Source organism: Psychrobacter sp. Ps2 (genome assembly GCF_022129405.1).
GTDB lineage: Bacteria > Pseudomonadota > Gammaproteobacteria > Pseudomonadales > Moraxellaceae > Psychrobacter.
On record NZ_JADQAM010000035.1, the window covers coordinates 123,253 to 143,145 of the forward strand.

The 19,893-nt window shown below is 43.0% G+C and carries 11 protein-coding genes and 1 pseudogene; 7 read left to right on the forward strand and 5 right to left on the reverse strand.

Annotated elements, in window-relative coordinates; genetic code table 11:
• The first annotated feature begins 235 nt into the window (after positions 1–235).
• The gene (locus I3254_RS03335; RefSeq protein WP_238051145.1) at positions 236–1,834 is read left to right on the forward strand and encodes an OmpA family protein; all 1,599 of its coding nucleotides are present in this window, start codon (positions 236–238) and stop codon (positions 1,832–1,834) included.
• A gap of 102 nt (positions 1,835–1,936) precedes the next feature.
• On the opposite strand, the gene nagZ is transcribed toward I3254_RS03335, so the two are convergent.
• Entirely contained in the window at positions 1,937–3,013 is a 1,077-nt protein-coding gene (gene nagZ, locus I3254_RS03340) for a beta-N-acetylhexosaminidase (RefSeq protein ID WP_238051147.1), read from the reverse strand.
• 464 nt (positions 3,014–3,477) lie between these two features.
• On the opposite strand from nagZ, the gene I3254_RS03345 reads away from it, so the two are divergent.
• Positions 3,478–5,688, forward strand: a complete 2,211-nt coding sequence (locus I3254_RS03345; protein ID WP_101205548.1) for a carboxy terminal-processing peptidase — start codon at positions 3,478–3,480, stop codon at positions 5,686–5,688.
• 506 nt (positions 5,689–6,194) lie between these two features.
• On the opposite strand, the gene I3254_RS03350 is transcribed toward I3254_RS03345, so the two are convergent.
• Positions 6,195–6,680, reverse strand: coding sequence for a peptidylprolyl isomerase (locus I3254_RS03350; RefSeq protein ID WP_057758283.1), 486 nt, complete (start codon positions 6,678–6,680; stop codon positions 6,195–6,197).
• Positions 6,681–7,004: 324 nt separating this feature from the next.
• On the opposite strand from I3254_RS03350, the gene I3254_RS03355 reads away from it, so the two are divergent.
• Positions 7,005–9,035: a PDZ domain-containing protein gene (locus I3254_RS03355; RefSeq protein WP_238051148.1), complete on the forward strand. Its 2,031-nt coding sequence runs from the start codon at positions 7,005–7,007 to the stop codon at positions 9,033–9,035.
• Positions 9,036–9,204: 169 nt separating this feature from the next.
• On the opposite strand, the gene I3254_RS03360 is transcribed toward I3254_RS03355, so the two are convergent.
• The gene (locus I3254_RS03360; protein ID WP_238051150.1) at positions 9,205–10,059 is read right to left on the reverse strand and encodes a DUF305 domain-containing protein; all 855 of its coding nucleotides are present in this window, start codon (positions 10,057–10,059) and stop codon (positions 9,205–9,207) included.
• 221 nt (positions 10,060–10,280) lie between these two features.
• Positions 10,281–10,895 (reverse strand): pseudouridine synthase, encoded by a 615-nt coding sequence (locus I3254_RS03365; protein WP_238051152.1) that lies wholly within the window; start codon positions 10,893–10,895, stop codon positions 10,281–10,283.
• Positions 10,896–11,333: 438 nt separating this feature from the next.
• On the opposite strand from I3254_RS03365, the pseudogene icd reads away from it, so the two are divergent.
• Positions 11,334–12,592 (forward strand): annotated as a pseudogene (gene icd / locus I3254_RS03370) (NADP-dependent isocitrate dehydrogenase).
• A 234-nt stretch (positions 12,593–12,826) separates the two neighbouring features.
• Here icd and I3254_RS03375 read toward each other — a convergent pair.
• Positions 12,827–15,046, reverse strand: a complete 2,220-nt coding sequence (locus I3254_RS03375; RefSeq protein WP_238051154.1) for an NADP-dependent isocitrate dehydrogenase — start codon at positions 15,044–15,046, stop codon at positions 12,827–12,829.
• 607 nt (positions 15,047–15,653) lie between these two features.
• Here I3254_RS03375 and I3254_RS03380 point away from each other — a divergent pair.
• The 3 genes from I3254_RS03380 to glyA all read left to right on the forward strand — a co-directional run bounded on the left by I3254_RS03380 (position 15,654) and on the right by glyA (position 19,476).
• On the forward strand, positions 15,654–17,051 hold the full coding sequence (locus I3254_RS03380) for a peptidogalycan biosysnthesis protein (protein WP_238051156.1): 1,398 nt from the start codon (positions 15,654–15,656) through the stop codon (positions 17,049–17,051).
• Between the two features lie 99 nt (positions 17,052–17,150).
• Entirely contained in the window at positions 17,151–17,639 is a 489-nt protein-coding gene (locus I3254_RS03385; RefSeq protein WP_238051158.1) for a chorismate lyase, read from the forward strand.
• 580 nt (positions 17,640–18,219) lie between these two features.
• A complete protein-coding gene (gene glyA / locus I3254_RS03390) occupies positions 18,220–19,476 on the forward strand; it encodes a serine hydroxymethyltransferase (protein WP_238051160.1) in 1,257 nt (418 codons plus the stop codon).
• Positions 19,477–19,893 lie beyond the last annotated feature (417 nt).

Sequence of the window (19,893 nt, forward strand, 5' to 3'; positions counted from 1 at the left end):
TGTAGCTTGGCTATAGTTACGTGTGCCATCCGAAACATTACTTACTGTATCATTTGCACAACAACGTACAGACTGTGAATAGCAGCTTAAGAATTTTATAATAATCAAGACCAAATAAAGTAGTTTGATGGATTTATCGCCACCAATACTATAACGATCGAATACAAAAGAATGATATAGCTGCTTTTTGAGCAAACGAATGATATAAATAAAAAATTAAGGGGAGAGCCATATTATGGATATTATTAGCCATTTGACACGCACCGTCAGTCCAGCCGTATTGGAAGATGACCGTAGCCCAGCTAAGAAAAATCTATTAGAGCAGTTTTATGCTATTTTTGCTGCTCGTCTTGCAGACAACGATACTTTTAGTCGCTTTGCCAATGAAAACATTGCCCGTGATGACAACGCTTTTTATGACCGTGTATGGACAGAAGGAGCACACCGCGACCAAATCTCTCGCGAATTGGCAGGCAAGCACAATGTCGATGCAACTGCCTCGCGTGGTTTGATTGCGATGGCAGCGCCACTGGCTTTTCATGAGATCAAAAGCTTAGCTGGTACCACGCCAGTTCCACAATTTTTGAATGACAACCTGAACAGCTACCAACACCATATCCCTGCATGGGCGGGTACTGTTTTGCCTGCTAGTGCAGTCGCTGCCACTTCTACTACGGCTAGCATACCGATTTCTGATACCACCAGTACAGCGCCATTACAAAAAGAAGAAGAGCCAAAAGAGAGCTTTATGAAAGCGCTGCTACCCATTATTGGTTTGATTATCCTAGGTGCATTGGCTTGGGCACTACTCAGAGGCTGTCAAGAAAACCCTGAACCTGTAGCAACGCCAGCGGCTACAGTACAGCAAGGGGCGCAAGGTAATGAGGCACTAGCGGTTGCAGGCGCAATTGAGCCTGCATCACTAAGTATCGCAACTGGTGAAAATAGCGAGCTGTATGCTTGTCGTATGAGCGTGGGTGATGAGACATTACAAACCAATGTTATGAATGCTTTGACTGGTGCATTTGGTGACGAAGCTAATAAATGCCGTGCTGACGTTGATGATAATTTTGCAGTAGATATGCCAGCATCCGCTCAATTGGCAACGATATTACCAATTATCAAAAATGTACCGAACGCGAGCATGATTATCAAAGGCGATAACATTACTGTCAATGCTCCTGATAAAGCCGCGTTGGACAAGTTGGTTGCTGACCTACAAGCAGCTGCTCCTGCCATGACCGTGCAAGCTGAAGGTCCATTAGACCTACAAGGCGAGATTGACGATAGTCTGGCTGCTGCAGATGTGGCGATGACCAATCTAGGTGAAAACCCAGATCCACGTGATGTTGCTCGTGCTTTGAGTATTCAGGTGATTAACTTCCAAGTAGACGAAGCGGTTATACCTGAAGTCAATAAAGCGTTGTTAGACCGTGCTGCAGAAATCATCAACAAAGTACCTGATATGAAGCTGATGATCGTCGGTCATACGGATAGTCAGGCCTCTGATACCTATAATATGGAGCTGTCTCAGGAGCGTGCTGAGTCAGTGAAAGCGTATCTAGTGTCTAAAGGGGTTGATGCCAGTAAACTAACGACCAAAGGTATGGGCGAATCAGAACCAATCGCAGATAATTCAACCGAACAAGGTCGCTTCCGCAATCGCCGTATCGAATTTATGGTCAATGACGAAGTGGTCAGCGCCAATGATGGCATGATGATAAACAGTGATTCGCTAGATCCAGATATGAACCCATTAGATAGTAACAACGACGATTTGTTACCAGATGGCGATGATGCTACCCAAGGTACTGCGGTAGACCCAACCAATTAATCTATTTGTTCTTATTTTGATTATAGTAGCCAAATGATAAAAACCGCATCTTATAAAGGTGCGGTTTTTTTGTATGCTGCTCGATGATAGTTAAGTAAGCTATTATTTATACAGAGTAGGGTCTGTTGATTCTTTAGCAGTCTGACCATCAGCTTGGGCATCAAAAAAAGTCTGAGTAACATTTTGCTTGGCTTGCTGCCAGTATTCAAACTGCTGGCAGGTAGATTCAAGATCGCCTTGCCATGTTGGGATGTTGCCGCTCATGGTTTTGATACGTTGCTGGTTAGGGTAAGGCAGATCTTGCGCAGCTTTAGCAGCTTCATGAGCAGCCACACGGTCGTTGCATACGAGGGCAATATCACAACCGGCATCAATGGCCGCTTTTACGCGAGCACTGACATCACCAGCCGCCTTCGCACCTGCCATCGATAAATCATCAGAGAATAATACCCCATCAAATTTAAGCTCATCTCGAATGATATCTTGTAGCCAAATTTTAGAGAATCCTGCTGGCTTGTCGTCTACTTGCGAAAATATCACATGGGCTGGCATAAGAGCGTCCAGACTATGTAGCGTTTGAGCAAAAGGTTGCATGTCGCTATTAATGATTTCATCTAAGCTGCGCGTATCAATGGCTTCTGATACGTGAGAGTCAGGAGCGATGGCACCATGACCGGGGAAGTGTTTACCAGTGGTTGCCATACCAGCCGCTTTCATTCCACGCATAAACTGTGTTGCAAGCGCAGTGATGGCTTGCGGCTCATGATGAAAGCTGCGATCACCGATGACTTGGCTAATGCCATCTCTATCCAACACAGGCGCAAAGCTCAAATCAATTCCTACAGCTAATACTTCAGCTGCCATTAGATAACCGCAATCGTAGGCGCAGCTAAGTGCCTGGCTTGGGTCTTGATTGAATAGCTCACCCAATCGACCCATAGCAGGTAGGGGCGTGAATCCTTCACGTAGCCTCGCGACTCGTCCACCTTCTTGGTCCACACCGATAAGTATGTCTTGATTGTGATAACGTATATCGTCGCATAGTGCTCTGACTTGGGCCGCATCTGTGACGTTACGACCGAATAATATCACTCCACCGACCTGTGCTTGTTTAATCAAGCTGACATCTTCAGCGGTCAAAGCGGTACTATCGATATCTATCATTAAAACGCCGTACATCGCGTGTTCCTTATTATTTTATATATGGTTATATTATGAGGGTGACTGGTTATCTATCTATGGCTATCTTATCGCTTAGCAGTCATTGTTCAGATATCTTATTATGACAGTTATTATTAACTGAGCATAATGTGGCAGGTTATTGGGGTCAAATCAATTTGCTAATAGCCATTAGATTCAGTCATCAAATCGATGTTGATAGCCCTCAATTACTATGTGTGATAAAAGTGATAGAAAGTTTGGTATGTACAGACGTAGCGTGTAAGATTGCTTATACAGTTTGAGACAGTTCAGTATTTATGCGCGTGATAATATTGATTGATTTTTGACTATATATCAGTATTTAATGATGCATAAAGTATAAGAATAAAAAGCGCAGCATTTATAGGTCATAACAGATTCGAGCATTTCTAATTCTGATGAATTACCCAATACTATTAACTTCAAATAACTAGGTACATATGATGAAAAAACAACCAGCACAGTGGTTACTCAGTGCGGCGTCAGTGGGCATCGCTGGTATTATCCTGACTCAAAGTTACGGTACTGCAGTCGCCGAGACCAATACGGGAAGTTTCGTTCAGACTCCTGAGCAAAAGGTCACCACCCGTCAAGTAGCCGCCTTGCTGGATCGCAGTCATTATCTCAATCAGCCTTTAGATAGTAAAACTGGTAGCGAAATCCTATCAATGTATATTGATAGCCTTGACCCAAACCATACGTTGTTTTTGCAATCTGATGTCGATGAGCTGAAGAAAAAACACGCTGAAGACTTTGGTGCTCGCCTAAAACAAGGTGATCTATCTGCAGGGGTAGAGGTGTTTGATCGTTACCGCAAACGCTCAAACGAGTACTTTGCGATGGCCACCAAGATGCTCAAGACAGATATTGATTTGACAGGTAATGACACAATCATACTCGACCGTGAAAAACTCGGTCATTTTAAAACCAAAAAAGAGCAGCGTGATTACTGGGAACGTCAGCTAAAGTTTCAGTTAATGAGTATTACGCTGGGTCAAGAAGACGAAAAAGCCAAAGAGAAAGTATTTTTAAGCAACCCAGATATTACTCGCGGACAAGACTTGGTACGTAACGATGAGCGTACGCCAAATGAGATTTTGCAAAATCGTTTGTCGCGTCAACAAGAGCAGTTTAAACGCCTCAAAGATGATGAAATCATGGAAACCATCTTAAATACGGCGATGCTGACCTATGATCCGCACAGTAATTACTATGCACCGATTCAAGCGACGGAATTGCAAATCCAGTCTAGTCTTCAGTTGGAAGGCATAGGTGTCTCTATTCGTCCAGATCGCAAAAATCCGGATTATACTCGTATTGTGACTTTGGTCGATGGTGGTCCAGCCGCTAAGTCGGGTCAAATCAAGCCCAATGACTTGATCGTCGGTATCGCAAAAGATGGCGAAACCATGACGGATGTGGTTGGTTGGTCAACGCGTGAAATTGTCAGCTTGATTCGCGGAAAACGCGGTACATCGGTCACACTGAAACTACGTCAACCTAACACGCCAGATGCTAGCGCCCGTACGGTCACGGTAGTACGAGACATTATTCAGCAAGAAGAGTCAGGCGTCACTCAGCGAGTTGTAGAAGTACAGCGTCCTAATATTGATAAGACGCCAAAGCGTATTGGCGTACTTGAGATACCAAGCTTTTACTTAAACTATCGTGCGCGCCGTAATGGTGAAGACTACCGTAGCGTCAGTATCGATACTGAAAAAGCGTTAAAAGAGTTGAATAAACAAAATATCGATGGCCTAGTGGTTGATTTGCGCAATAACCCTGGTGGCTCATTAGATGAAGTTGCCAAGATGCTAGGTTTCTTTATCAAGAGTGGACCACTAGTACAGATTCGTGATAATCGCGGTAACATTCAAGTGTACCGCGACAACGATGGCGGCGAGCAGTTGTATGATGGCAAAATGGCAGTCATTACCAACTTAGCATCGGCCTCAGCCAGTGAAATCTTTGCCGCTGCTATTCAAGACTATGGTCGCGGATTAGTGGTTGGTAGTACGACAACTGGTAAAGGCTCTGCGCAAATTCAGCTCGATAGCTTAGCTTTAGGCTCTGCCACCTTAACTCAGCGTAAATTTTATCGTGTCACTGGCGGTAGTACGCAAAATAAAGGTGTCGTACCAGATGTTGAGCTAGTCAATATCTATGACGATGCGACCTTTGGCGAGCGCGCTCAGAAAAAAGCATTGCCTTGGGACACTATCAGAACGGCGCCGTATAAGCCTGAAGGGAAGTTTACCAGTGATACATTGGCGACACTCAATCAGCAGTCTAAGATTCGCCAACAAAAAGACCCGCAGTTTACTTATCTATCGACACTAAATGATATTCGTAACATGGATGATGAAAAGAAACCTGTTCGTTTAGATATCAATAGCCGCCGAGCTAAAATGCAGCTAATTGAAAAACGCTCATTAGAAGCAGAAAACAAGCGCCTTATCGCAACTGGTGAGCGTCCGTACTCTAATTGGAACACTTATCAGGCAGCGATGGACGCAAAATTTGAAGAACGTAGCCGTATGAAAGCCGCTGAGCGTCCAGAATTGCCAGAGGATGAAGCGTTCATTAATGAGGCAGCTTACCTTATGCTCAGTGCAGAACCTAAGACAATGCTTAGCCCTGAAGAGAAGCTATAATGTGAAGTTATTATAACGTTACGTAATCTATGTAAGCATATGCTTACATAGATTGACGTTTAGACCTCTTACCAACGAAGGGTCAATCTGCGACTATAACTGTACGGCACGATTGAACGAAACGGTTCATTGATACTAGGGATTGGTATCTTAAAGGTCGCACTAGGGATAAGTAGTTTGCTGATTAAGGATGATAAGGCTGGATGCCTGTCAGTTACGAGATGCCCCGGGATTAGGTATCACGTAACGCTAACATGGATGGTTGGTAATAAAAGCCGCATGACGCTTGTCGTTATGCGGCTTTGTTACGTCTGGAGACTAGTAATTTTTGTGGCGGATTTTCTAAGTAGATAGTATTCAAGTTAATCATATTTATATTAATTCGAAACTTGCCATGAGATAAGCATAAAAAAAGGCCAGTAACCTTATTAGCTACTGGCCTTTTAGATTAGAGAATAAATTTAATAATTTATCATCTAACTATTGTCACTATACTCTAGAAGAGATTAGTGCTCAACGCCACCTGCACCATGTACATGGCCATGGTTTAGTTCGTCTTCAGTTGCTGCACGTACTTCTTGGATTTCAACATCGAATGTCAAACGCTTGCCAGCCAGTGGATGGTTTGCATCAACAGTAACTTCTTGATCGTTTACAGCAGTCACAGTAACCAACATTACTTGGCCGCCAGCTTCTGACTGAAACTGCATACCAGGCTGAATGTCATCAACGCCTTGGAAGTTGTCACGTGGTACATGCTGTACTGCTTGCTCTTGGTATTCGCCGTAGCCATCAGCAGGTTCAACGACTGCATTAACTTTTTCGCCAGCAGACTTACCTTCTAATTGTGCTTCTAGGCCTGGGATAATGTTGCTGTGACCATGTAGATAAGCAAGTGGCTGACCTTCTGGTGACTGGTCAAGGATATTGCCTTCGTCGTCTTTTAGTGTGTAATTGAATTTGACGGCAGTGTCTTTTGCGATAGTAGTCATAAAATATCCTAAATATATCTATGTAAAAAATTAAATACGGTTGCAATAAACCTAAAAAAGCCAATCTGCAAGCCAAAAGGCCACGTCATTAGTCAATTATCATCAGTTTATTAAAGTAACTTTAGCAGTTAGCATTCTTAATTGAGATGGCTCACATAACTTTCAAGGCAAAAAACATAAAAAATGCCAATTAATGCCACAATTTACAATAATAACTGCTATTTTCTATAGCTAATGCATAGCTATTGGCTATTCATGGTTTAGGAGTTGCTTTTTTAGAGCAGGACTTCTAGCATAATTATAAAAATAAGGACGAGAGATACGATGACTGCATTTGCCAATACCACTACTAAACAACCAGCGAGCAATGTTTCAACCAATCATGATGATACTAAGGCTAAAACGATAGTTGATATAAGCTATCAATTTGATTTTGCCCGTTTCTACGAGCATTTGGTCGATGTATCCCTGAGCTTTACAGTAGTATCCGACGCTCCGCAGCTTTGGTTACCAGCGTGGATACCAGGCAGTTATCTGATGCGCGAGTTTGCCCGAAACATCACTGCGGTACATTATCAAATAGTAGGGGCTCAAACAGCGGATAGTAACAAGCAATCAGAAACTTATCGCGCGCAAAAAGTCGACAAAAACACGTGGCAGCTGCCAGCGGTGCAAGCAGGGCAGACGGTCGTCGTTGAGTACGAAGTCTATTGCTATGATTTGTCCGTGCGTACGGCCTACATCGATCAGCAACGACTTTATGGTAATTTCACTTCACTTGCGCTCGCCGTCGAAGGGCAAGAGCAAGCACCTGTCCACGTTAGCTTAATCGTTCCTGAGATATTTTTTGCAGACAAAGAAAGTAGCAAAGTACTGATGGCCTGTGGTTTAGAGGCTACGCACCTGCAAGTTGATCAGCAGCAAAAAGGCCGTCAGCAAGCGAACAGTCAGCATATTTACAAGTTACAGGCAGCCAATTATCACGAGTTGATTGATTATCCATTCGAAATCGCAGAACAAGAAAAGTTTGATTTTATTATTCATGATAATGAGCATCAGACGCTACATCATAGCTTTTACCTGTCAGGTAAGCAGAATGCTAACCTAGGTCGGTTGCAGCAGGATATTACTCAGATTTGTCAGACCTACGTAGATTGGTTAGGCGATGCGCCATTTGACGATTATACCTTTATGACCTTTGCCAGCGGTCAAGACTATGGTGGACTTGAGCATATCAATTCTACTAGCCTTATTACCCCGCGAAATGACTTGCCAAGTGCCAATGAGCCAAAGCTACCAAGTGCAGATTATCAGCGGTTTTTAGGCTTGTGTAGTCACGAATATTTTCATTCATGGTGGGTGAAGACGGTACGCCCTGATGTCATGATCGATGTCGATTTGCGTCGTGAGGCATTTACGCCATTACTTTGGGTATTCGAAGGGTTTACGTCTTATATCGATGACTTCATGTTGCAAGCGTCAGGTGTGATTGATAAAGCCAATTATCTGCGACTGCTAGCCGAGCAAATCAATCGCTACTACCAGACTCCAGGGCGTGGTAATCAAAGCGTGGCAGAGTCGAGTTTTGATGCTTGGATTAAACTGTATCGCACCGATGAAAATACAGGCAATGCGGGTATCAGTTACTATAATAAAGGCGCGTTGGTCGCTCTATGTTTGGACCTAATCTTACTCAAAAATAGTGACGGTCGTTATCGTTTGTTCGATGTGGTCAAAGCTTTTTATACTCAGGCCAAGCAGAACGACAGTAAGCGAATTGGTATCAGTAGTGCTGACATGGGCTCCGTCATTGAGCAGTTTATGCCGCTAGCAGAATGGGAAGATTTTGAGCGCCGTTATGTCAACGGGGTAGAAGAGCTGCCCATTGAAGCGTTGCTAGTGGCAAACGGTGTCAAAATACAGGCGAATACTAAAGAAACGGCAGACAAGCATGTGCCTTGGGGTATGCGATGTAATGAGACGCCAACTGGGATCAAGGTAAATCGTGTGATGCGAGGTAGTATTGCCGCTAGGGCTGGTATTTCAGCACATGATGTTATCATCGCGATTGACGGCATCAAAGCGGATACGAAACAACTTACCGCCTTGGTTAAGGCAGTGCATCCTGTTGAGTGCTATTTGTTCCGCCGTGATGAGCTGATGTGTGTTCAGGTTCAACCCGAAACGACAACTAAAGTGAAGCCGCGAGATGAGACAACTGGCATGACTGGAGCAGTACCTCCTCATAAAGTAAGCCTACGCTTAGCAAAAGGAGATAAGACGTTAGACAATGATAATGAGCAATTAAAAGGTGATGCAGGTTGGGAGACATGGCTCAATGTTATGAAGCGGTAGCCTCAATGCTATATAAAATACCTTTCCATACGAAAAACCCTTCCATATAAAAAACCCTCTTCCGAGCAATCATGCTTAGAAGAGGGTTTTTTAATCACTTTTAATATTGTAGATATATCCAAGCAACTTAAATGCTCGATAGGTCAGAGGTTGGCGAGAAGATATACGTTTACTGCTCTTTAGCTCTGTTATCTAGATTATCTGGGTTCTTATTATCGGTAGTTTCAGGCTCAATACTTTCATCTACAGAACTATCGTCTTCGTTGCTACTTGCAGCCTCAAGCGCAGCAATCCAGTTTTTCATCACATCAATTTCAGTTTGCTGGTTATCAATGACGTCTTGCGCCAACTGACGCATCTCCTCATCTGTCCCATATTCGAGCTGAACTTTTGCCATATCAACAGCGGCAATATGATGCGGTAGCATGCCGCGTGCAAATGCCATATCAGGTACAGGATCAGCCACACCCAAAGTCATTTCGCCATGCATATTTTCCATGCTCTTAGCATATGCTTGCTGCATTGCCACAGTATTTGGCTTAGGTTTGGCAGCATCAGGATGGCTAGCCAGCCACTTGTTTAAGACATCGATTTCAGCTTGCTGTGCCGTGATGACGTCTTGAGCAAGTTGGCGCATCGCTTCGTCAGTGCCATACTTGAGCTCTATTTTTGCCATCTCTACCGCGCCGCGATGATGTCCCAACATGCCTTTAGCAAAAGCGGTATCAGGATCGTTATAACCCATCCCAATCATCATCTCGTCATGCATTCTAGTCATCGATCTCGTATAGTCTCTGAGCATATCGCTCATTTGAGACTCATCACTGACACTGCTGCCGCTGTCATTTGTTAGAGTATCGTCTGCCATATCGTCATGCTCAACATGTGGCATATCAGTCACTGGTGGTGAGGTTTCTTCTGCAGGATTTGATTGGCTGTCCTCTGTCGTTGGCTGACAGGCACTCAATACAAGCGCCGCAGAAATGCTAGTGATCAACGAAAGAAAACGACGAGAAGCAATCATGACATATCCCTATTGTGAAAAAACCAAACGATAAATGGATAATACCTATTATACATAATCAATTAAGTGCTGAATGTTAGCAGATAAACCTTACCCATTCGAGACACTATGTTTAACAGGTCGTAATATATTAGTGTCAGAGCTTTATATTAGGGGCTAAACAGCTAAATAGCCAAACAGTGTGAACTAACCAACAATATATAAACTTAAAACTATCTAAACTAGCTAGAAATACCTAGCTGACGACAGTGTTCGCTAGTTAGATGAACACGTACAAACTCCCCAACAGCTAACTCACCTAGCTCAAATCCTGCCACTGACCAACGTATTAAACGCAGACAAGGCAGACCGACGTGCGCTGTCATACGTCTGACTTGGCGGTTTTTACCTTCATATATTGTCAGCATTAGCCATGAGTCCGGTACGCTTTTACGCTCACGTATTGGTGGACTACGTTGCCAGAGTACCATCGGTAGCTCATCTTCACTGACGTGTTTGACCTCAGCAGGTAGCGTTTTACCATCTTTTAAAACCACGCCACGTTTGAGCTTATTGAGTTGCTCAGCAGTAGGCGTTCCTTCTACTTGCACTAAATAAGTTTTACCTTGTTTGCGCCCTGCATTGGCTTTTGGCGGATGAGTAATTGCTTTATTAACGCGACCATCATCGGCCAAAATCAGCAAGCCCTCTGAAGTGGCATCTAGCCTACCAGCAACTCGCAAAGCCTTATCGGTAAAGTATTGCGATAGGGTGGTGTGGTCATTATTACTGTCATCTCTAAACTGACTTTGTACGCCATAAGGCTTGTTGAATAGAATGAGACTAGAAGTAGACATAAAACGGTGTTTCCTAGTTTGTGATGGACAATGAATCATTGTAGCGTATGTTTTGTGATGCAGAGCTAGTATTAAGCGACAAGACTAAAGGTGATACATTTAATGTGCTGTATGCCACATGACCTGCTACAAAAGTAGGACAGCGCTTGTATAAATTTGCTGTTATTCTAAATCCACATTCTAATAATGGTATTTATATTTTTAATAGAGAAATATCTACTATCTGCAAGCAACAATTATTGCTTGGGTCTTTATTTTAATTTTTTTAGCTTCGAGCTATTTTTCATATCGTTCAAACCAATGTCGTAAGTGTCGTACTCATAAAAGCTTTGCTTAGCCGATAAGCGCTCAGAGCGTTATAACTATAATAAAACGGTTAGCGTAATAAAGTGTTAAGTTCGCTTGCGACGTCCAACATACAACCAAGGAGTATCATCGATGTCATATGATAAGGTTATCGTGCCAAGAGACGGCGAAAAGTGACCGTAAACGCAGATCTAACATTAAATGTTCCCAACCATCCGATTATTCCGTTTGTGGAAGGTGATGGGATCGGTGTAGATATCACGCCTGTTATGATAAAAGTAGTCAATGCAGCGGTTGATAAAGCGTATCACGGCAAGAAGTCTATCATTTGGATGGAGACTTATCTTGGTGAAAAAGCAGCGAAAGTATATGACGGCGATTATTTGCCAAGCGAGACGCTAGAGATTCTAAAAGACTATATCATTAGTATCAAGGGTCCATTGACCACACCAGTGGGTGGTGGCTTTAGTTCGTTAAACGTCGCAGTGCGCCAAAACCTTGACCTGTATGTATGCCAACGCCCCGTACGTTGGTTTGAGGGCGTGCCAAGTCCAGTGCAGCATCCAGAGCTGACGGATATGGTTATCTTCCGTGAAAACACAGAAGATATCTACACGGGTATTGAGTGGAAAGCGGGCAGTGATGATGCCAAAAAAGTTATCAATTTCTTAAGAGATGAGATGGGTGTGACCAGTATTCGCTTCCCTGAAGACTGCGGCATCGGTATCAAGCCTGTCTCAAAAGAAGGCTCACAGCGACTCGTACGTAAAGCGATTCAGCATGCCATCGATAATGATCTGCCAAATGTGACCCTAGTGCACAAAGGTAATATCATGAAGTTCACTGAAGGCGCGTTTAAGGATTGGGGTTATGAGCTGGCAGCAGAGCGTTTTGGTGCAGAGTTATTAGATGGCGGTCCATGGATGACTATGAAAAATCCAAAAACGGGTAATGATATTATTATTAAAGACGTCATCGCTGATGCGTTTTTGCAGTAGATTTTGATGCGTCCCGCAGACTATTCTGTAGTAGCAACGCTCAATCTAAACGGTGACTATATCTCTGATGCATTGGCGGCTGAAGTAGGCGGTATTGGTATCGCGCCTGGTGCAAACAAAGGCGGCGCGATCGCTGTTTATGAAGCGACGCACGGTACTGCGCCCAAGTACGCTGGTCAGAATAAAGTAAATCCAGGCTCATTGATATTGTCTGCTGAGATGATGCTTCGTGATATGGGCTGGACGGAAGCAGCTGATCTTGTCATTAGCGGTATCCAAGGTGCGATTGCCAATAAAACAGTCACGTATGATTTTGAGCGTCTGATGCCAGATGCTACCTTATTGAGTACTTCGGAGTTTGGTAAGGCGATTATTAAGCATATGGAAGCATAAGACTACTTAAGCTCTCAGCATTCTATTTTATTACTATGTATCAAAAGCCGCCTGATTATATAGGTGGCTTTTTTTATTTCACTCTTTATAAAACTTTTAGAAAACACAAAAAAACACCTCAACGTTCGAAAACGGTTGAGGTGTTTTTTACTAAAACTTAAACTCGACTAATCACTTCTGGGTATAAAAACCAAAGGCGATTAGGTTTAATGGTTTAAGAGCAATCGCTTAAAATTATAGCGATGCCAAAGTCTCGTTAAACAAAGCGCTTGGACGCATTGCTTTCTTAGCCAATTCTTCATCAGCATAGTAGTAGCCTTTAATGTCTACTGGCTTGCCTTGAGCTTGGTTAAGTTCTTTAACGATGGCTTCTTCGTTCTCTTTTAGCTTTTGCGCGAATGGTGTAAATTGCGCTTTTAGCTCGCTATCTTTATCTTGCGCTGCAAGCTCTTCTGCCCAGTACATCGCTAGATAGAAGTGGCTACCACGGTTGTCGAGCTCGCCAGTTTTGCGTGATGGCGACTTATCGTTTAGTAGCAGTTTTTCTGTTGCTGTATCTAGCGTGTCTGCCAAGATTTGAGCTTTAGCATTGTTGTCGTTGTTTGCTAGATGCTCCAAAGATACCGTCAATGCCAAGAACTCACCAAGTGAATCCCAACGTAGATGGTTTTCTTCTGTCAGCTGCTGAACGTGCTTCGGTGCAGAACCACCAGCGCCAGTTTCAAACAAACCGCCGCCTTTCATTAGTGGTACAACTGATAGCATCTTGGCACTGGTACCTAGCTCTAGGATAGGGAACAAGTCAGTTAGGTAATCGCGTAGGATGTTACCGGTCGCAGAGATAGTATCTAGACCACGAGCAACGCGCTCTAGCGTATAACGCATCGCACGAACCTGAGACATAATCTCGATATGTAAGCCAGTAGTATCATGATCTTTTAGATAGGTTCTAACTTTTTTGATTAGCTCGTTTTCATGTGGACGGTATGGGTCTAACCAGAAGATAACAGGCGTATCTGATTCACGAGCACGGCGTACAGCAAGTTTTACCCAGTCTTGAATAGGCTCATCTTTAACCTGACACATGCGCCAGATATCACCTTTCTCAACACGTTTTTCAAGTAATACTTCATCAGTATCAATATCGACGATGCGTGCAATACCAGCATCGCTAGACTCAAAAGTCTTGTCGTGCGAGCCATATTCTTCAGCTTTTTGAGCCATTAGGCCAACGTTAGGAACGGTGCCCATTGTTTTTGGATCAAAGTTACCATGCCATTTACAGAAGTTAATCATTTCTTGGTAAATACGCGCAAAGGTAGACTCTGGCATGACGGCTTTACAGTCATACATTTTGCCATCAGCACCCCACATTTTACCACCTGAACGAATCATCGCTGGCATAGAAGCATCAACGATTACATCACTTGGTGAATGGAAGTTGGTGATACCTTTTGAAGAGTCAACCATCGCCAGACGTGGGCGATGCTCTTGACACGCATGTAAATCACGCTCAATCTCTTCACGCTTTGAAGCTGGTAGCGTTGAGATCTTGTCATATAGATCTGCCATACCGTTGTTGACGTTGATACCTAGCTCGTCAAAGAATGCACCATGTTTTTCAAAGGCTTCTTTGTAGTAGATTCTAACCGCATGCCCAAAGACGATAGGATGCGAGACCTTCATCATGGTTGCTTTTACGTGCAATGAGAACAAGATACCAGCTTCGCGGCAATCTTCCATTTCACGCTCATAAAACTCTAATAGTGCTTTTTTGCTCATGACCATCAGATCGATGACTTCTTTATCAAGCAAAGCAATTTTAGGCTTTAATACTTTTTGAGTACCGTCATCAAGTAACAACTCCATACGTACTGTACGAGCTTTATCTAATGTCATAGATTGCTCGCCATCGTAGAAGTCGCCGCCATGCATGTGTGATACGTGCGTGCTTGACCATTGCTTCCACTCACCCATAGAGTGTGGATGCTTGCGTGCATAGTTTTTAACTGCTTTAGGAGCGCGGCGATCTGAGTTACCTTCACGCAGTACTGGGTTCACTGAACTGCCTAAGCTTTTGCCATAGCGCTTGCGCAGCTCTTTTTCTTCGTCAGTTTGTGGGTCTTCTGGGAAGTTAGGGATGGCATAGCCTTTGCTCTGTAGCTCTTTGATAGCGGCTTTTAACTGCTGTACAGAAGCACTGATGTTTGGCAGTTTAATGATGTTGGTATTTGGATCTTGAGTCAGACGACCTAGCTCAGCTAAGTTGTCAGGAACACGTTGCTCTTCGGTCAAGTATTCAGGGAATTCGGCCAATATACGCGCTGCAACAGAGATGTCGCTGGTTTCAACTTCAACGCCTGCCGTTTTAGTGAATGCTTCGACAATAGGTAAGAACGACAGAGTCGCCAGCGCTGGGGCTTCGTCAGTTTTTGTATAAATAATTTTTGACATTTTAGTTAGATCTTCCTTTAGGCTGTAGTTAATAATAAAGCTCAAATATAGTGTTGAATATGCGTCAATGATACTATGCAATAATCCATGATATGGTTAGAACAAGTACTTCATATGTAGCTTCTTAGAAATTTTTAAGACAGGTCAGACATTTTCTTTTAATAATATTCATGAAAAAAGCATTTAAAGGCAACACGTTAACGGTCGGTGCAAAATTGCCTAAAAGTGAATCACTGACGCTACATTATAATCAATCCACTATAAATCCGATAGGATGTCAATCGTATACCATGAACTAAGTATACTGTTTTAGCTCGTATCCTATGGTTTCGAATTATACTAAGCTAATAACAACCTTATTCTACCAGTCATCGGCTTCGATATCATCTTTTCCATACAACTACTGTTTTTTCATGATGTTTTATATTGATATCACTGCCCATGAACGCAGTCGTACAAACCACCCGCGTTATCGTTGGTGGTTTTTTATTGGGGGCGGATAAGTTTTTGCAAATTGTGACAGCAATGACGTAAAAATTTGCTAGTCTAGGTCATCAATAGATTGGTTATCGATAAATATATCGCGATTATAATAGTGACGGTGAATATGAGTTTAGAGTATGCGCTGATTAATGATACCAGCTGGCAGAGCCAAGCAGAGTGGCAGACGCCAGATACCCCTTTTATGTCATTTGCTTTTTGGCAAGCGTTGACTGACACCGGAGCAATTGGTGAGCAGGCAGGGTGGCTACCGATATTTATTTTGGTACATCGTGTCACAGGCGCTACTAATAGTGCGGATAGTGAAGATAACACCGATACCTTAGTAGACAGCGCGGCAGAAAGTACATTGCAGCCTGTGGCCGTCATGCCTGTATTTATAAAAGGTCATCATCGCGGTGAGTTTGTATTTGATCATGCATGGGCTGAAGCTTATGCACGCTATGGCGTTGATTATTATCCGCGATTGGTCACTAGCGCACCATATACACCGATTACTGGTCAAAGGATTTGGTTGGCAAAAGGTGAAACCTTAAATGAAGATATTCTTAAAACAGCCATCGCAGGTATCGATGATATCGCTCAACAAGTGGGCGCCTCAAGCTGGCATGGACTGTTTGTGACACCAGAGCTTGCCTCTATCGCCACCACATCTATGCCAACTGAAATTGATGTAGAGCATGCGATAGCGGCTCAAGAAAGCGGCGTAGAATCAGCTGCTATTGAGCTACCGATATTTGAGCGTCAAGGTTGCCAGTTCTTATGGCAAAACAAAGACTTACTTAATGACAGTAAGCCATTTGCAGATTTTGATGCGTTTTTGATGACCTTAAAAGCCAAAAAGCGTAAAACCATTCGGGCTGAGCGCCGTAAAGTTGCCGAGCAAGGCATTATTTGCCAACGAAAATGCGGCGATGCTATTAGCGATGCTGATTGGAAGGCTTTTTATCATTGTTATGTGATGACTTATGCAGTACGTGGACAGCAGCCTTATTTGACGATAGATTTTTTTATGGCATTGGCAGTGAGCATGCCTGAGCATATAATGCTTGCACAAGCACTCGACGCCAGTGGTGAGATTATCGCGAGTAGTTTGTTCTTGTATGACAGACCTGATAGCGACAATGTTGATGGTGACAAGGCTGATGGTGACAATGTTGGTGGCGATAATAATGCTACCTTATATGGTCGTTACTGGGGCGCGCTAGGTGAATATGACAGCTTACATTTTGAGCTGTGCTATTACCAAGGTATTGAGTTTGCTATTGAGCAAGGATTGACATCTTTTGATCCAGGTACGCAAGGCGAGCATAAGCTGGTACGTGGTTTTATCCCAACCACAACACATTCCATCCACCGTATTTATGATCCGCGTTTTGTACCAGCGATTGGCGATTTTTGTGCCAGAGATCGGATGCATATGGCGCAGTATCGTCAGCAAGCCTTTGAGGCTTTGCCTTTTAATGCAGACAATATGCCTGAATTTGATGATAGTGACTCATAGCATTAGTTCATAACGGTAATCAGCTGTGACTCACTCTGCTTTTATTCGCATGCACCTTTTAAATGTTAAACACTCTTTAAAAAATACTAGCCATAAACTATGACCAGCAATTCTTTTAGTTCTACCAATGATCTACCTCCTACTGAACTCATACCTTGGCTAACTGCTGAAGGTTCTCTCACTGCGATATTAGAAGAAAAGGCAGGGCAGCCACTGCGTGTAAAACGCAGCTTTGAGGGCTATCGTTCGCTGACTTTAGGTCAAAAAAAGCAGCTGGGTATAACAGGTGGCATGTTAGGACGACCGATGCTGGCATGGGTACGCGAGGTACAACTCTATGGCTGTGATGACGCGCCATGGGTACAAGCCCAAAGTATTTTCCCTCTATATAGTTTGCAAGGTCAAGCACGCCGCCTTCAACAACTCAAAAACACCCCTATCGGCTATGTGCTGTTTAAGCGTTGCCGTACTTTGCCAAATGAGCGTTTTATCAGTCATACCAGTGACGGTTGGCAACGACAAACGCGTTATGACTGGTATGGTCGCACGCTCATGATTAGCGAAACGTTCTTACCAGCGTTCTTATAATCACTTCACTAGAATAGTCATTCCACTATAGAAGTATTACTGCGTTAGCCTCACTTGAGGTGTTTAATATACATTTACACTCGGCTGCCTTGTATTGCTTTTAAATTGAATCGACTATATCTAGCCACGCTTAAAAATATTTTATGCTTGAATTAACAAGAGGGCATATTAACGAAAACATTCAGCGGGTAAACCCTTTATTTTATTGGCTATTTATCTGTGTTATATAGTCATTTAATTCCCTCATCTTAAGGTGAGGTTTTTTTGCGCTCACAGCACAAATTTTCATGTTACACTTAATCTTTCGCGATGATATCGATGCAAATGTACATCGATTTTATTGACGAATCAGTCAAGTTAATAACAGGTCAGTCGCCTGTATTTATTCTTATTTCAATCTTTGCTAATAGACTCCATTCACAATAATGGTCATACCATAAAATAGACTGCAGAAAAACAGCGTGCAGAGGTATCAAGCGTACTTCAGCGACGTTGACGCAGTAGTTGTTTTATTGTGGGCAGGCTATAAGCTTCTTTTCAATGACGTTTTTTAATGACAGTCACTACTTAGGACATCACTATGTTTAAAGATATTTCTATCAAAGATTTTGATCCAGTACTTGCTGAAGCGATGGCCGCAGAAAGCGTTCGTCAAGAAAACCACATCGAGCTTATCGCCTCTGAAAATTACTGCTCACAAGCAGTGATGGAAGCACAAGGTACTGACCTTACCAACAAATACGCAGAAGGCTATCCTGGCAAGCGTTACTATGGTGGTTGTGAGCATGTGGACGTAGTTGAGCAATTGGCTATTGACCGTGCTAAAGAGTTGTTCGGTGCAGAGTATGTGAACGTTCAGCCACATTCTGGTAGCCAAGCAAACTCAGCCGTATTTTTAGCATTGCTAGAAGCAAATGACACGGTACTAGGCATGAGCTTAGACGCTGGTGGTCACTTGACGCATGGCGCACACATCAACTTCTCAGGTTTGAACTACAATGCCGTACAGTACGGATTGGTAGATGGCACTGGCCTTATTGATTATGACCAAGTAGAGAGCTTAGCACGTGAGCATAAGCCAAAAATGATCATCGCGGGTTTCTCAGCATACTCACAAGTAGTTGATTGGCAGCGTTTCCGTGACATCGCGGACGAAGTAGGTGCGTATCTATTGGTTGATATGGCTCATGTGGCAGGCCTAGTTGCTGGTGGCGTTTATCCAAACCCAGTACCTTTCGCTGATGTAGTTACAACGACTACGCACAAAACTCTACGTGGCCCACGCTCAGGTATGATTTTGGCGCGTGATGAAGTACTGGCTAAAAAGCTAAACTCAGCTGTATTCCCAGGCAACCAAGGTGGCCCGTTGATGCATGTCATCGCAGCAAAAGCGGTTTGCTTTAAAGAAGCGTTAGAAGATAACTTCAAAACGTATCAGCAGCAAGTAGTAAAAAATGCGCAAGCAATGGCAAAAGTGGTTCAAGAGCGCGGCTATGAAATCATCTCTGGTGGTACTGAAAACCATCTAATGCTGATCAGCCTCGTTAAGCAAGAAATGACGGGTAAAGAAGCGGACAAATGGCTTGGTGAAGCACACATCACTGTCAACAAAAACGCTGTACCAAACGATCCAAAATCACCATTCGTGACTTCTGGTATCCGTATCGGTACGCCAGCGATTACTACTCGCGGTTTTAACGAAGCACAAGCGGGTGAGTTGGCAGGTTGGATCTGTGACGTACTAGACAGCCGCGGTGATGAAGCGGTTGCTACTGAAGTACGCGCTAAAGTAGAAGCGATTTGTGCAGAATTACCAGTCTATGCTAAAAATCAGTAAACTTTAGAAAGGTAATAAAAAAAACCGTTAAGCTTTTGCTTAGCGGTTTTTTTGTTGTTGCTCTTTATAAATATTAGAGCATTTAACGCAAACCTATGTTGATATTGCCATTGAGCTCTTTTAATTATATTTAAGTCCGTTATTTAACCTGAAAATTACTACCGACATTTTTCGATAAGTGTAATGAGCTTGATTGAGTTCCGCTATTAGTTTTAAAGAGCTAAGTTGACGTTTAATTAAGAAAAATATGTAAATCTCTTTGTTCATACAAAACTATTAGTATATAGTCAGTATTGAACATTTAGTAATAATACTAATACAAATTATAATAAATATAGTCAGTCCAAAATAGAAAAGGTACAATGCTTTTAAACCAAGCAAAGAGAAATATAAAAGATGACCTACTCAGCAGATTTT

Coding starts and splice junctions, on each gene's coding strand:
- I3254_RS03380 (WP_238051156.1), top strand. CDS start 15,654: ATGAGTTTAGAGTATGCGCTGATTAATGATACCAGCTGGCAGAGCCAA.
- I3254_RS03350 (WP_057758283.1), bottom strand. CDS start 6,680: ATGACTACTATCGCAAAAGACACTGCCGTCAAATTCAATTACACACTA.
- glyA (WP_238051160.1), top strand. CDS start 18,220: ATGTTTAAAGATATTTCTATCAAAGATTTTGATCCAGTACTTGCTGAA.
- I3254_RS03355 (WP_238051148.1), top strand. CDS start 7,005: ATGACTGCATTTGCCAATACCACTACTAAACAACCAGCGAGCAATGTT.
- I3254_RS03345 (WP_101205548.1), top strand. CDS start 3,478: ATGAAAAAACAACCAGCACAGTGGTTACTCAGTGCGGCGTCAGTGGGC.
- nagZ (WP_238051147.1), bottom strand. CDS start 3,013: ATGTACGGCGTTTTAATGATAGATATCGATAGTACCGCTTTGACCGCT.
- I3254_RS03365 (WP_238051152.1), bottom strand. CDS start 10,895: ATGTCTACTTCTAGTCTCATTCTATTCAACAAGCCTTATGGCGTACAA.
- I3254_RS03360 (WP_238051150.1), bottom strand. CDS start 10,059: ATGATTGCTTCTCGTCGTTTTCTTTCGTTGATCACTAGCATTTCTGCG.
- I3254_RS03375 (WP_238051154.1), bottom strand. CDS start 15,046: ATGTCAAAAATTATTTATACAAAAACTGACGAAGCCCCAGCGCTGGCG.
- I3254_RS03335 (WP_238051145.1), top strand. CDS start 236: ATGGATATTATTAGCCATTTGACACGCACCGTCAGTCCAGCCGTATTG.
- I3254_RS03385 (WP_238051158.1), top strand. CDS start 17,151: ATGACCAGCAATTCTTTTAGTTCTACCAATGATCTACCTCCTACTGAA.